This is a genomic window from Flavivirga sp. 57AJ16 (assembly GCF_028736925.1).
In the GTDB taxonomy this organism is placed as follows: Bacteria; Bacteroidota; Bacteroidia; order Flavobacteriales; family Flavobacteriaceae; genus Flavivirga.
In genome coordinates, this window is sequence record NZ_JAQZAT010000003.1 from 225,934 (window position 1) to 239,652 (window position 13,719).

The following is a 13,719-nucleotide window of genomic DNA, read 5'->3' on the forward strand; positions in this document are numbered from 1 at the left end:
GATAAATTTATTTGAAAAGTTATAAAAAACAATTGTACATCTATACGTTCTTCTCCGTATCCACTCCAAAAAGCGAACTCCCAAATATGAGCAAAATAATACCGTAGTACATAACATAACTCACAAAATGGGCAACCACTGCTCCTTTTACACCATCAAATAAGTCGATAAAATAAATACTAGTGGTATACAAAGTTATTATTAAAAAAGCTTCTGTTAAAATATAGTGCCAAAACATTTTTTTTGCTAAAAACTGGTAGGCAATAACAATAGATAAAATCTTAATAAAATCACCTAAAAGCTGCCATAAAAACAAGTCTTTAACAGGTTCAAACTCGCTGGAAAAAACGATAGGCACTATGATGGATCTCAATAAATATACAATAAACAAACCAACAGCTAAAATAGGTACGACGGTTTTATAAAAACTAAAAACCTCCTTTTTAAATTCCTTGGCATCATTAATCTCTGAAAATCGAGGTAAAATATACAAGGCTATAAGAGAACTAACGAGCATTAAACAATACTTAGATATCCTTATCATAGCTTCCCAAAAACCAGCATCTTTATAACCAACATTGTCCCTAATGTACGATCTAATGGCAATAGTAACCAAAGGCATGAAAACAGCGGTAAAAAGAGCCATTAACGAGTAAGAACCCATATCTTTAAAAAACCTATAATTTATCCTATCGACTCTTATAAGCGGTGCTAAACTACGCCTATTAATAATACCCACTAAGGTAATTAAAAAGATGAGAGCCTCAGCAATAACTACCGACACTAAAGCTCCATCGAGCTTTTTTTGGTAAATTAAAAGTAAAGCAATAGAAACACTTAGTATTTGCCCGATTATATTAATGACAATTAGTATTTTATACTTAGAAAAACCATTCATTATAGAAAATGAAAACATATTTAAAGCATAAAAAGGGAGTACTATAGCAAATATTTGAATAACATACGTATAATCATTATAAATAGGAAAAATGAGGTCATTTATTAACTCTGCATTAAAATAACAGAAAAACGACACTAAAATAGTAGATACAAAAGCAGCGTAAAATATGGTTGATATGACTTTACTAAGGGCTATGACATCGTCTTTGAATTCTGAAACATATTTTACAGCGCCATTATAAAAACCAAGTATAGCAACCGTTTGGAAAGAACTAACAAAATTCTGTAAATTTCCAATTAACGCCAAACCCACAGGACCAATAAAAACAGCGATAGCCTTTGATGTTAATATACCTGCTATTATTCGTGTTAATACTGAAGCTGTTTGTAACGAAGTAATCCTAACTAAGACCTTACTATTTATATAATCAATTAATTTTTTCAATTAATTAAGGTTTTTTTACTAAATAAAAATTGCTTTAAATTGAGTACATGAGCTATAAACGCTAAAAAACACATTATTCTTATATGTTTATAGAAAGAATCAAATATACGAAATCATTTAGCTTTTCTGTCTTATACCAATTATGAATTAAAATGAGCTACAGAAAACGACATTGCTTATTTGTTTTTGCCTGCTGCGTGTTATTTGCATAGCCTAAGCTATGGAAATGAGGAGTAAAGTGATAAAACGAATTAATGAATGTGTTTGAATTGCGTATTTTAATTCATAATTGGTATTAGTTGCTTGAAAATGTAAGAAATAGTATGTAGCTATAAAGCTATGTTTTTTTCTTCGTCAATAAATAATATAAATTAATACAAAATATAGCTATATTCGTTATTATAATTGGCATGGAAGTAGGATCTAACAGTATGCCATAAAACACAAATAGTAAACATCCCAAGGAGTTTACTATTCGTAATTGATTAACAGATTTCATTAAGAATGAAATTAAAACAGTCGCCATAGCAGCATATCCCATCCATTCTACACCAGAAATTCCAAAGAATGCCATCTTACACCATTTTATTTCGTTTACGCTCTACTTCTGTTAAATAGACTTTACGCAACCTTAAATGATTTGGTGTCACCTCAACGTATTCATCTTTTTGAATATATTCTAAGGCCTCTTCTAGCGAAAACTTAATCGCGGGTACAATTTTAGCTTTATCATCTGCTCCAGATGAACGTACATTACTAAGCTTTTTGGTTTTTGTTACGTTTACCGTCATATCATCGCCACGAGAATTTTCTCCAATAACCTGCCCTTCATAAATATCTTCACCCGGGTCTATAAAAAACTTACCTCTATCTTGTAGTTTATCAATAGAATAAGGAATAGCTTGTCCTTTTTCCATAGATACCAAAGAACCGTTTTGACGCTCAGGGATACCTCCTTTTAACGGTTGGTATTCTTTAAAACGGTGTGCCATAATGGCTTCACCTGCGGTAGCAGTTAATAATTGATTTCGTAAACCTATGATACCTCTGGAAGGCACTATAAATTCACAGACCATGCGATCTCCTTTTGCTTCCATGCTAAGCATTTCACCTTTTCTTAAGGTAACCATTTCAATAGCTTTTCCAGAAACCTCTTCTGGCAAATCAATAGTCATCTCTTCTACGGGTTCGCATTTTACACCATCAATCTCTTTTATAATGACTTGTGGTTGGCCAATTTGCAATTCGTAACCTTCGCGGCGCATCGTTTCTATTAAAACGGATAAGTGCAATACACCACGACCAAATACCATAAATTTATCTGCACTATCAGTTTCTTCAACACGTAATGCCAAATTCTTTTCCAACTCTTTTGTTAAACGATCTTTTATATGACGAGAAGTAACATATTTCCCATCTTTACCAAAGAAAGGCGAATCGTTAATAGTAAATAACATACTCATGGTAGGCTCGTCAATAGCAATGGTTTTTAAGCCCTCAGGTGCTTCCCAGTCCGCAACCGTATCACCAATCTCAAAACCTTCTAATCCAACAATAGCACAAATATCTCCCGCTTGTACTTCTTCTACCTTCTTACGTCCTAGACCTTCAAAAGTATGTAGTTCTTTTATTTTAGATTTAACAATACTTCCATCGCGCTTGACCAAAGATATATTTTGTCCAACTTTTAATTCACCACGGGTTAAACGTCCTATAGCAATTCTTCCTGTGAAAGAAGAAAAATCTAAAGATGTAATTAACATTTGAGTAGTGCCTTCTTCAATTTTAGGTTCAGGAATGTGGTTTATAACCATATCCAATAATGGCTCTATATTTTCCGTTTCATTTTGCCAATCATCGCTCATCCAATTGTTCTTTGCAGAGCCATAAACTGTAGGAAAATCCAACTGCCACTCTTCTGCTCCCAACTCAAACATCAGGTCAAAAACTTTTTCATGTACCTCATCGGGCGTACAGTTTTCTTTATCAACTTTATTTACAACTACACAAGGTTTTAAACCTAGGTCAATCGCTTTTTGTAATACAAAACGTGTTTGTGGCATGGGCCCCTCAAAAGCATCGACTAATAGTAAAACACCATCTGCCATATTTAATACACGCTCTACTTCACCTCCAAAATCGGCGTGACCAGGTGTATCAATAATATTAATCTTTGTGTCTTTATAAATTACGGAAACGTTTTTAGAAGTAATTGTAATACCTCTTTCACGCTCCAAATCATTATTATCAAGAATTAAATCACCTGTGTTTTCGTTCTCGCGAAACAACTGACAATGATACATAATCTTATCAACCAAGGTCGTTTTACCATGATCTACGTGAGCAATAATTGCAATGTTTTTAATATTAGCCATAATGGTGCCTTATTTTAAGCGTGCAAATGTAATTATAAATAACGGATAAATTATCTAATAATTTTTTTTTGGATGTTCCTTCTTTGTAAAATACAAAAATACAGTATGATTCACTGTATCTTTCTTATTTTTAATTTGTTAAAAACAAGAAAAAGCACTGTCTCAATTTCTAATATATACACTTAAAAATATTTTTACCTCAATTTAAAAGATGTACACATTAATTCGGCATTAATAGTATCTTTGCATCATATTTTTTTTTGAAACAAAGGCATATGACGCTTCTAGATATCCCTAAAATAAAACATACTAATTCAAACAATTTTTTCTTGCTTTGTGGTCCATGTGCTATCGAAGGCGAAGATATGGCACTTCGTATTGCCGAAAAAGTAATTACAATTACTAATAAGCTAGAAATCCCCTATGTTTTTAAAGGTAGCTTTAAAAAAGCCAACCGAAGCAGAATTGATAGTTTTACAGGGATAGGCGATGAAAAAGCGCTTAAAATACTTCGGAAAGTTTCCGAGACATTTAATGTCCCTACCGTTACCGATATACATGAAGTTTCAGACGCTGCCTTTGCAGCCCAATATGTTGATGTATTACAAATCCCAGCCTTTTTAGTACGCCAAACAGATTTGGTAGTGGCTGCCGCTAAAACCGGTAAAGTTGTCAACTTAAAAAAGGGACAATTTATGAGCCCGGAGGCTATGAAACATGCCGTACAAAAAGTTAAGGATGCAGGTAGCGATAAAGTGTGGATAACAGACCGAGGCACTATGTTTGGTTATCAAGATATGATCGTTGATTTTCGCGGTATTCCTACTATGCGTCAATATGCTCCAACTGTTTTAGATGTTACACATTCTTTACAACAACCTAACCAAAATGCTGGTGTAACAGGTGGTAGACCAGACATGATTGAAACTATTGCCAGAGCTGGCATAGTTAATAATGTAGATGGTTTATTTATTGAAACCCATTTCGATCCTGCAAATGCAAAAAGTGATGGCGCCAACATGTTACACTTAGATAATTTAGAAAAATTACTTACTAATTTAGTCGCCATTAGAAAAACCATTCAATCACTCTAATTTTTTACAATCAAAAAAAAGTAAAAACTTTTTAAGGAATAGACTTTTATTTCTTCAAAAGGTTTTTTTTATAAATCAATTAAAAAACATTAATGAAAGTTACCCCAATCAAACTTATAATATTTTTTATTTTAAGTATTCTGTCCCAAAATGGATTCGCTCAAAAAAATGATACTCAAAAATACACAGCATCTAATAAAGGTAAAATATTTATTAGTTGGGGAGGTAATAGAGAATCTTATTCAAAATCTGATATTAGATTTAAAGGTGAAAATTACGATTTTACTATAAAGGATGTTTCTGCCAAAGACAAACCCAAAGGTTGGCATATAGATTACATCAACCCGACAAAAATTACAATTCCTCAAACCAATATAAAGATTGGTTATTTTATCTCAGACAAATACATTATTTCTCTTGCTGTAGACCATATGAAGTATGTAATGAATGACAATAGAAATAAAGTTCTTGATGGTTATATTAATTTACCAAATACTGAAACAGGAAGTATATATAATGGAAATTATGATAATGAAGATTTTTTTGTATCAAAAGATTTCTTAGTATTTGAACACACAAATGGTTTAAACTATGTTTACGCAGAATTTTCGAGATTTGACGACATTTCTTCAATATTTAATGTTCATAATACCGATAAGTTTCAGCTTAACATTACCGAAGGTATCGGAGCAGGTATTTTGTATCCAAAAACGAATACAACACTGCTTCAAAAAGACAGGTATGACGAGTTTCATTTAGCCGGTTATGGTGTATCGTTCAATGCTGGCCTAAACCTTATATTTTTTAAGCACCTTTTCATGGAATTAGATTTAAGAGGTGGTTATATTGATATGCCAGATATAAGAACGACCAGTAATACCACAGAAAGTGCATCGCAGCATTTCCTTTATTTACAGCGGGTCATTTCTATTGGCGGTATTTTTAAAATTTAAATAATCTTATTGGTCGAGATAGCTAAATTTACTTATATAGCTTTTAACTCAGATTATGCGATAGAACGTCGTTATGAGCCCCGAAACCTAAATAAATACTGGCACTTTCTTAATTTTAACATATAGCTAAATCTATATAAAATGGCATAGAATATTTAGAAATAAAAAATTGAAGTTCAAGGCAAAAAGCGTAGGCATAGCCTAGTTACGGTGAGTATTTTTAACGAAGAAATTCGGTTTTTTAGTCTGAAGGTCATGTTATTTTATATAGATTTAGCTATAGTACATATCCTTATGGAGAAATTCAAAAATACAACGAAGCGATAGTATTTTCAGTGGTTTCTGAATATAATAGATTTTCGTTTGTATAATCTAAGTTTAACTATTTAGTTTAGCTAAATAAACCAAGCCTTTTTGCTTTTGCTTAATAAGTTTGAAGCTTCATGCAATAACTCAATGAAATTTTCATGATCTAAATCTTCGAGGGTTTTCAACTGAATAGAACGTACCTGTTTTCGTTTATTATTGTTCTTTAAAATAGGGAATTGTTTTTCCAACAACACACCTTGTACAAAAGCAACATCGACATAATCTTTACCTTTTAGGATATTTAGATAAACCATAGGTTTTTTCCCAATATTATAAAACGGAATTTTATAACTGTACCGCTCTTCTACTTCGGGAAGTGTATTTAGTATAACACTTCTAACATAAAGCATGATAGATTGATAAGGTTCTTTTTGATTTAAAAAATACGCGTCTACAGGTTTCAATATTTTAATAGGTTTTAATCGAAAAAAATTCCTCGAGATGCTGCCGAGGATCGTTCGTTTCAAGAAATTATTTTGTTGAACTCACTCAAACTTTATCAATTAGCAAAAAAGTTTAACCGAATACAATTACAAATTCAAACTTAACAAAAATTTATGATGCCCGTTTAAAAATAATTTACTTACTTTGTATTTCAAAGTACTTTTACATGGAACCAAAAGATTATTTAAAAGACATAAGCGAGATAAAGGATTTAATGAATAAATCCTCTCGCTTTATTTCGCTTAGTGGTTTATCTGGAATATTAGCAGGTATTTATGCCCTAGTAGGCGCAGCCATAGCCTATTGGTTGGTTATGGAATATAGTAACGGCACTTTAATATTAGATGGCAAAATATTTAGATTGGTTATGCTAGACTTGTTCTTGATCGCACTTTTAAGTGCCATTACCGGAATCATTTTAACGACAAGAAAGGCTAAAAAAAATGGGGCCAATATTTGGGACAGCTCATCGCGTCGCCTAGTAATAAACTTTTTAATTCCCTTAGTAGTTGGTGGTATTTATATATTAATTATACTAGGAAGGCAAAAATATGGGCAAACCGGTGCTTTAATGCTTTTGTTTTATGGGCTAGCTTTAGTAAATGCTTCTAAATATAGTATTGGTGATATTCGTTATTTAGGTTTTATACAAATTATTTTAGGCTTAATCTGCGCTTGGTTTCCTGGATATGGATTTTGGCTTTGGGTTCTGGGCTTTGGGGTTATGCATATTGTTTATGGGACTTGGATGTATTTTAAGTATGATGTTAAAAAGTAAACAGTCTATCTGTCCCAGTTTTCAGTCACTTAGAATTTAAAAAATAATAGTTGACTTTACATTAATTTTATAAAAACACATCAACAAATAAACATTAGTTTGAGTATTATTACCAACATAAATAAAGTATTTGATCACAGAATTAGATTGGGCATTATGTCTATTTTAATGGTGAATGAATATGCAGATTTTAATATGTTAAAGGAGTTATTGGGAGCTACAGATGGCAACTTAGCAAGCCATACAAAAGCTCTTGAAAAAGCTGAATATATAAAAGTTGAAAAGCAATTTATAGGAAGGAAACCTAACACACGCTACAGCACCACCAAATTAGGAGAAGCAGCATTTAAAAAACATATTAACGCCCTCGAAAAATTAATTAATAAACAATGATTCCTGCGTAGGCAGGAATAACAAAAAACGACACTTAAAATTTTTTATTTACAAGCTTTGAAATTCAAAGTACTTTTAAAACATCATTATGGAACATACAAACAAACAGCAACAAAACAAATTCGGACATTGGATAAAAACTTCAATTACGGCAAGAATGCTCATGGTTGGTTTTTTAACACTTGTTTTATTAATCCCCCTTTTCTTCATAGAAGATGTCATTAGAGAACGGGCAAATAGGCAAACTGAGGTAGTAAACGAAATTAACCAACAATGGGGAAACGAAGTACTTATCTACGGCCCTATTTTAAAAATCCCTTATAAAATCTATAAAGAAAAGACGGTTACTGATAAAAAAACAAAAAAGGTTTATACAGAAACTATTGAAGAAATTCATAATGCTTACTTCTTTCCTGAAAAACTAAATATTGATTCGAATATCAATCCCGAAACAAAAAAACGAGGCATTTATACTACAGCTGTTTACAATAGCAAGATAAATATAACTGGCGCCTTTATTAAGCCCAATTTTAGTGAAATCGAAATTAATGACCAAAACATTATTTGGGACAAGGCTAAAATTATTATACAATCCTCTAATGTAAAAGGTGTGAATGAAGCTAAATTAAAGTTGAATCAAACCAACTATGAGCTTTCATCTAGATATAATGATCGGAAAAGTCACAATTATAATGAAATAACACTTCATACGTTAGAAACTAAAAACATAAACAAAGAGCCATTATTGTTTCGAAAACCTTTAAGTTTTAACATTGATTTTAACATTAAAGGAAGTGAGCAGATCCGTTTTGTGCCTACGGGCAGGCAAACTGAGGCTCAAATAACTTCTAACTGGAAAACGGCAAACTTTTTTGGAGGTTTTTTACCTTTTAACGACAATAAGATAAACGACGATGGTTTCCATGCACAATGGAAGATTTTAGATCTTAACAGGCCCTTCTCGCAACAACATTACAATGGTATCCCGGACTTAAAAGAATTTGCTTTTGGGGTAAACTTTATGATCCCCATAGATGAATATCAAAAAAGTGAACGCTCGGCGAAGTATGGCTTTCTTGTTATAGGTTTAACTTTTCTTATTTTCTTTTTAATTCAAACTTTAAGCAAAATAAACATCCACCCTTTCCAATATTTAATGATTGGGTTAGCGCTTACCATGTTTTATACCCTCTTGGTTTCCATTTCCGAGCATAGTAACTTCCTAAAGGCATACTTAATAGCTGGCATTTCTGTAATAGCTTTAATAACCCTATATTCAAAATCTATATTAAAGACCCTTAAATTCCCATTATTTATAGGCCTTTCCTTAACAGCCCTATATACATTTATCTATGTTATTATTCAATTAGAAAACTATGCCCTCTTGGTAGGTAGCCTTGGTCTTTTCTTAATATTGGCTGTAGTCATGTTTGTATCCAGAAAAATAGACTGGAATCAAGGTTAGTCTACCATTTTATGATACTATTGAGCGTTTCCTCAAAGAAATTTGGGGACACGCTTTCCTTAACACCTTTTTTATGTCAAGTTTATGCGAATACCTTAAAAGGCTCACATTTCAATCACTAATACAAAAAGGGTATCATGCATAGTTTAATAACAACCAGTAAATCAATAGCTCTTTTGAGTTTTGTTATTGGCACTATACTATTTGCCATTCAATTATACTTTGGGAGTACTCAATTAATTTATATTGGAGTTGTATTTGTTATTGTTGCTACTATAATTAATACTATATTATTTATTGCTCTCATAGTTACAATGAACTCATCTTGACTTTTTGTGTTTTACCGAAAATGAGATAAAATTTGTCCAGATGAGGCACTTTTAGAAAAGCATAGCATCGCTACGGTTAAGAAAAGTAACAAAATATGGACGGATTTTAGCCATTTTTTAGGAAATAGTAAAAGTCAAGATGAGTTCAATGTTAAATAGTTCAAAAAACAAATTAGAGTTAGCTAAAACCTGCGGAATTATCATCTTAAATATTCCAATAGCCGCACTATATTTCTATGTGTTGAAGTGATTTAAACTTTTTTCAATTGGCTGCAAAATGCTCCTTTTCATCCTTTTTTTGTCTTTTTATTACTTCGTAACGCTACTATGAAGTGCAAAAAAGGCTTCAAAACGAATAAAAACAAGCTATTTTTCGCTTCAATCAAAAAAGTTTAAATCACTTCGTTAATTAAAAACTTATGATACTAAAATTCAACAAAAAATATCTTATAATCACGCTAATCCTATTAGCCATCGAAATTTTAATAGCCATCTATTTAAAATATGGTTTTGTTCGCCACACCTTTGGAGATTATTTGGTTGTTATACTTCTTTATTATTTTATTAAAAGTTTTATCAAAACAACTCCCTTTATCATTGCGATCCCTGTTTTAATATTCTCATTCCTCATAGAATTATTACAATTAATAAACATCTTGGACATATTAAACTTGAATAACAACCACTTATTGAAACTTATTTTTGGCAGTACATTTCAAATTACAGATTTGGTTGCTTATTCCCTGGGCATTCTTTCTGTCTTAATTATCGAATATTTTCCAACTTGGTTGGGGCTTGAAAAAACAAAAAACATATGAACACTATAAAAACACTCATAATCAATCGGTTTAAAATCTTTTCCCTGTTAAGTATTTCAATAGCATTAAGCATGGTATTACTTATGATAAGGATGAAATTAACACATTCCTTTTTCTACTTATTTTTAGTTTGGAATTTGTTTTTAGCGGTGGTTCCCTTTGCCATTACAACCTATTTGGTAAGCATTCCTAGCCTTAATAAAATAGGTTTGATAATATGGTGTAGCATATGGCTCCTTTTTTTACCTAATGCCCCTTATATTATTACAGATTTACTACATTTAAAAATAGGTTCTAATCATTTATTATGGCTGGATGTCCTTGTTGTCACCTCTTTTGCTTTAAACGGGCTGCTAATATTTTCGTTGTCTCTACTAGATATGGAGACATTACTAAACCAATATTTGAAAAGAAAAACAACAAATTTTGTTGTAATATTTATTCTTTTTCTTTGTGGTTTTGGTGTTTATCTAGGACGGTTTTTACGCTATAACTCCTGGGAAATCCTTCAATACCCTTCAAATTTGTTCAGCGATATTTTCAATATTATTTTACAACCAAATCAACATTTAGAAGCTTGGTTGTTCACTTTTCTTTTTGGAGCTTTTTTAAGTATTGGGTTTTGGATGTTTAAAACATTATATAAACCGTAAAGATGTATAAAACGATTACTACGCTCGATTCTTTTCTTGAATATTTCTAACAATTCTTGTTACCATATTTCTTGAAATAAAACGTGGTATCGTGGATAAAAACTTGTTAAAAGCACCAGGAATGGCAACTGTTTTTCCTTTAATCATAGCATTATAACCATACAATGCCACATCAGTTGGGCAAGCCATGTTAAAGCTAATTTTATTTTCCGAGCAATCGTTGGAAACGGTTTCCTGAAATAATGTTTTTGTGGGTCCTGGACACAAAACCGTAACGGTCACCCCCGTACCTTTTAGCTCATTGGCTATAGCTTCCGAAAAAGATAAAATATAAGATTTTGATGCGTAATACATCGACATCAACGGTCCTGGCTGAAATGCTGCTAAAGATGAGATATTTAAAATTTTACCAGATTTTCTAGAAATCATTGCAGGCAAAATAAGTTTTGTTAAATGTGTGGTCGTTAAAACATGAAGATGAAGCATCTCAGACTCCCGCTTCCAATCTGTTTTTGCAAATGTGCCGAACAACCCAAAACCTGCATTATTTACCAATACATCCATTCTGGGCAAGTGCTCAACTTCATTATAAATATCCTGGGCCGCATCTGGTTTACTTAAATCCTTGATCAATAAATTAACCTCGCTTTTAAACTTTTTATTAAAAAACTGCTTTACTTCTTTTAATTTAGGTGCATCAATATCAACCAAAACAAGATCATAACCATCTTTTATAAGTAAAAACGCCAATTCATATCCTAGTCCCGAAGCAGCTCCTGTAACTAACGCTGTTTTCGTCATCATTTTATTTTAGTAATTCAAAATCACTCTTTACCATCCACATAATCTTGTAAATACAAGAAACGCTCTGTTAGTTTTCCATTTTTTGTTATTCTGGCACGCTCTAAAATACCATCTGCATCGTTATTAAAAAAAGCTGGGATAACATATTGGAGAAATTGTTCGCCAAAACCTTCGCTAGCATCTTTTGGAAGCTCGCACGGCAAATTATCCACTGCCATCACTGTAATCGCGCCTTTTGCATTAAATGCAACTTCTTTTTCAGATTGCGGGTCGTAACCATAAAATGGTTTTGCGATGGTCGATGCCCTTAATGTAGAAGCCACAGGGCCATCTACATCACAGCTAATATCTGCCACTAAATTTATATTGAAATTTGGTGATTTAGCATCTTCCCTCGTAAACAAATAAGGCGCTCCTGTGCCATAAAAATGTCCCGCTATAAAAAAATCGGTTTCTTTAGCATAAGGCATAAAATTACTTTCATAACCTGTGGCATCTTTATAAAATTCTTCTGCATTGCCAACTTTGCCATCCTTGCGCTTATTATATTCCATGACATCTACCAAACAATAAACGGGCTCGGTAAATTTAGCCGTTAAATACAGGGCATCACTAACTTGCTTTATTTTTAAATGATCTAGAATTTCTTTTGCCCCACGCGCAACTTTCCCTGTTCCAGAAAGTAATATCTTAATATTCGGTAATTGTATTTTATCTAACGCTGCCTTAACCGCTTTTAAATCTGCAAGACTTTCTACTTTTGGTAAATCAAATAGTCCATCTCGTAATCCTAATGCTCTAAAACCATTATAAGCACCTACCAATCCTGCATAATAACCAAACCCTATTAAACGGAACCCATGACTACCTGTTATGGTTTCATGATCATATAGTTCGATATTTTTATTTAAAATGGCCTTTAAGAGTTTTCTATTATAGGGTTGCTTTTTTATAGTGTGTGAAAAGAAAAAGTATTTTTTATTCGGTATTAAATTTTCAACTGGTACTTCCTTTACACCAAGCATCACATCACAATCATCTATATTACTTACAGTTTCAAACCCTTCCGTCTTATATTGTTCATCAGAAAACACACGAATATCACTAGATTCTACTTTAAAAGCCGCTTCAGGAAATTCTTTTTGTACTTCGGTTAGTTTTACTGGAGAAAATACCACGCGTCTGTCTGGTGGGTTTTTGCGCTCTTTTATAATAGCAAACTGCATATTTATTTGTTTATTTATTTGGCCATTTAACGGTTCTATAAATGCTAACAGTATCTATGGCAAACTGTTACTTGAATACTGGAACAATTTTTGCACGAAAATAAGAGGATTTGCATGGTTATACAAACTTTTTGATACCTTTGCTGTCTACATTAAGAGTTATATTACAGAAAATCACTAGAAGTGATAAATTAATTATGGGGTCGACTGGTTTTGACAGCGAGATTAATTGAACGGTAAGCACGTCGTGTAATGACATTGAAACACGTTAAAGGCTAGGTCAACTTTTAAACGGCGAGAATAACTACGCTTTAGCTGCATAATCTGAATTTATAGTAAGATTTGCCTAGTCCCGCAAGGCGGGAAAGCTTTATGTCTCCGGAAAGCCTTTGTTAACGGCGTTCCATTTTGAGGCATCGTAAATGTTAACATAGATTAGGTAGCGCTTTGATGCCTTTTTGAAACTAAAAAAGATAAGTTATTAGTGGGTTGTCTTTAACCAGCTTATAATCGAAAAACCAAGAAAAGAATAAACGTGTAGAAAGCTCTTTGGTTACTTGTTTGGACGAGAGTTCGATTCTCTCCGACTCCACTTTTAGAGTATCAAAACTCATCAAAAACCCTGTAAATATATAATTTACAGGGTTTTACATTTTATATGATACCATACAAT

At 32.4% G+C, this 13,719-nt stretch carries 14 protein-coding genes and 1 other RNA gene; 9 read left to right on the forward strand and 6 right to left on the reverse strand.

Annotated elements, in window-relative coordinates; genetic code table 11:
• Positions 1 to 40 precede the first annotated feature (40 nt).
• The 3 genes from PQO00_RS04975 to typA form a co-directional block, all read right to left on the reverse strand.
• On the reverse strand, positions 41 to 1,345 hold the full coding sequence (locus PQO00_RS04975; protein WP_274183719.1) for an O-antigen translocase: 1,305 nt from the start codon (positions 1,343 to 1,345) through the stop codon (positions 41 to 43).
• Between the two features lie 337 nt (positions 1,346 to 1,682).
• On the reverse strand, positions 1,683 to 1,919 hold the full coding sequence (locus PQO00_RS04980) for a uroporphyrinogen decarboxylase (RefSeq protein WP_274183720.1): 237 nt from the start codon (positions 1,917 to 1,919) through the stop codon (positions 1,683 to 1,685).
• Position 1,920: 1 nt separating this feature from the next.
• The gene (typA, locus tag PQO00_RS04985; protein WP_274183721.1) at positions 1,921 to 3,720 is read right to left on the reverse strand and encodes a translational GTPase TypA; all 1,800 of its coding nucleotides are present in this window, start codon (positions 3,718 to 3,720) and stop codon (positions 1,921 to 1,923) included.
• Positions 3,721 to 3,995: 275 nt separating this feature from the next.
• On the opposite strand from typA, the gene kdsA reads away from it, so the two are divergent.
• Entirely contained in the window at positions 3,996 to 4,814 is an 819-nt protein-coding gene (kdsA, locus tag PQO00_RS04990; RefSeq protein WP_274183722.1) for a 3-deoxy-8-phosphooctulonate synthase, read from the forward strand.
• A gap of 92 nt (positions 4,815 to 4,906) precedes the next feature.
• A complete protein-coding gene (locus PQO00_RS04995; RefSeq protein WP_274183723.1) occupies positions 4,907 to 5,767 on the forward strand; it encodes a hypothetical protein in 861 nt (286 codons plus the stop codon).
• Between the two features lie 395 nt (positions 5,768 to 6,162).
• Here PQO00_RS04995 and PQO00_RS05000 read toward each other — a convergent pair whose 3' ends face one another.
• A complete protein-coding gene (locus PQO00_RS05000) occupies positions 6,163 to 6,540 on the reverse strand; it encodes a DUF1801 domain-containing protein (RefSeq protein WP_274183724.1) in 378 nt (125 codons plus the stop codon).
• A 206-nt stretch (positions 6,541 to 6,746) separates the two neighbouring features.
• On the opposite strand from PQO00_RS05000, the gene PQO00_RS05005 reads away from it, so the two are divergent.
• The 6 genes from PQO00_RS05005 to PQO00_RS05030 all read left to right on the forward strand — a co-directional run bounded on the left by PQO00_RS05005 (position 6,747) and on the right by PQO00_RS05030 (position 11,016).
• Positions 6,747 to 7,358, forward strand: a complete 612-nt coding sequence (locus PQO00_RS05005) for a hypothetical protein (RefSeq protein WP_274183725.1) — start codon at positions 6,747 to 6,749, stop codon at positions 7,356 to 7,358.
• Between the two features lie 99 nt (positions 7,359 to 7,457).
• Complete coding sequence (locus tag PQO00_RS05010; RefSeq protein ID WP_274183726.1) at positions 7,458 to 7,751, forward strand: transcriptional regulator; 294 nt, start codon at positions 7,458 to 7,460, stop codon at positions 7,749 to 7,751.
• Between the two features lie 88 nt (positions 7,752 to 7,839).
• Positions 7,840 to 9,216, forward strand: a complete 1,377-nt coding sequence (gene creD, locus PQO00_RS05015) for a cell envelope integrity protein CreD (RefSeq protein WP_274183727.1) — start codon at positions 7,840 to 7,842, stop codon at positions 9,214 to 9,216.
• A gap of 137 nt (positions 9,217 to 9,353) precedes the next feature.
• On the forward strand, positions 9,354 to 9,545 hold the full coding sequence (locus PQO00_RS05020; protein ID WP_274183728.1) for a hypothetical protein: 192 nt from the start codon (positions 9,354 to 9,356) through the stop codon (positions 9,543 to 9,545).
• Positions 9,546 to 9,964: 419 nt separating this feature from the next.
• Complete coding sequence (locus PQO00_RS05025) at positions 9,965 to 10,363, forward strand: DUF2809 domain-containing protein (protein WP_274183729.1); 399 nt, start codon at positions 9,965 to 9,967, stop codon at positions 10,361 to 10,363.
• Positions 10,360 to 11,016, forward strand: a complete 657-nt coding sequence (locus tag PQO00_RS05030; protein WP_274183730.1) for a DUF1361 domain-containing protein — start codon at positions 10,360 to 10,362, stop codon at positions 11,014 to 11,016. The genes PQO00_RS05025 and PQO00_RS05030 overlap by 4 nt, the downstream gene beginning before the upstream one ends.
• Positions 11,017 to 11,034: 18 nt before the next feature.
• Here the strand turns inward: PQO00_RS05030 and PQO00_RS05035 are convergent, their stop codons facing one another.
• Both PQO00_RS05035 and PQO00_RS05040 read right to left on the reverse strand, forming a co-directional pair.
• Positions 11,035 to 11,820: an SDR family oxidoreductase gene (locus PQO00_RS05035; RefSeq protein ID WP_274183731.1), complete on the reverse strand. Its 786-nt coding sequence runs from the start codon at positions 11,818 to 11,820 to the stop codon at positions 11,035 to 11,037.
• 20 nt (positions 11,821 to 11,840) lie between these two features.
• Positions 11,841 to 13,046 carry an NAD(P)-dependent oxidoreductase gene (locus PQO00_RS05040; protein WP_274183732.1) on the reverse strand — a complete coding sequence of 402 codons (1,206 nt, stop codon included), beginning with the start codon at positions 13,044 to 13,046 and terminating at the stop codon, positions 11,841 to 11,843.
• A 199-nt stretch (positions 13,047 to 13,245) separates the two neighbouring features.
• Here PQO00_RS05040 and ssrA point away from each other — a divergent pair.
• Positions 13,246 to 13,641: a transfer-messenger RNA gene (gene ssrA / locus PQO00_RS05045) on the forward strand.
• Positions 13,642 to 13,719: the final 78 nt, after the last annotated feature.

Bases quoted from the DNA above. Each gene is read 5' to 3' on its own strand.
- PQO00_RS05040 (WP_274183732.1), bottom strand. From the start codon at position 13,046: ATGCAGTTTGCTATTATAAAAGAGCGCAAAAACCCACCAGACAGACGC.
- PQO00_RS05005 (WP_274183725.1), top strand. From the start codon at position 6,747: ATGGAACCAAAAGATTATTTAAAAGACATAAGCGAGATAAAGGATTTA.
- PQO00_RS05025 (WP_274183729.1), top strand. From the start codon at position 9,965: ATGATACTAAAATTCAACAAAAAATATCTTATAATCACGCTAATCCTA.
- PQO00_RS04980 (WP_274183720.1), bottom strand. From the start codon at position 1,919: ATGGCATTCTTTGGAATTTCTGGTGTAGAATGGATGGGATATGCTGCT.
- kdsA (WP_274183722.1), top strand. From the start codon at position 3,996: ATGACGCTTCTAGATATCCCTAAAATAAAACATACTAATTCAAACAAT.
- PQO00_RS05020 (WP_274183728.1), top strand. From the start codon at position 9,354: ATGCATAGTTTAATAACAACCAGTAAATCAATAGCTCTTTTGAGTTTT.
- PQO00_RS05035 (WP_274183731.1), bottom strand. From the start codon at position 11,820: ATGATGACGAAAACAGCGTTAGTTACAGGAGCTGCTTCGGGACTAGGA.
- PQO00_RS04995 (WP_274183723.1), top strand. From the start codon at position 4,907: ATGAAAGTTACCCCAATCAAACTTATAATATTTTTTATTTTAAGTATT.
- typA (WP_274183721.1), bottom strand. From the start codon at position 3,720: ATGGCTAATATTAAAAACATTGCAATTATTGCTCACGTAGATCATGGT.
- creD (WP_274183727.1), top strand. From the start codon at position 7,840: ATGGAACATACAAACAAACAGCAACAAAACAAATTCGGACATTGGATA.
- PQO00_RS05030 (WP_274183730.1), top strand. From the start codon at position 10,360: ATGAACACTATAAAAACACTCATAATCAATCGGTTTAAAATCTTTTCC.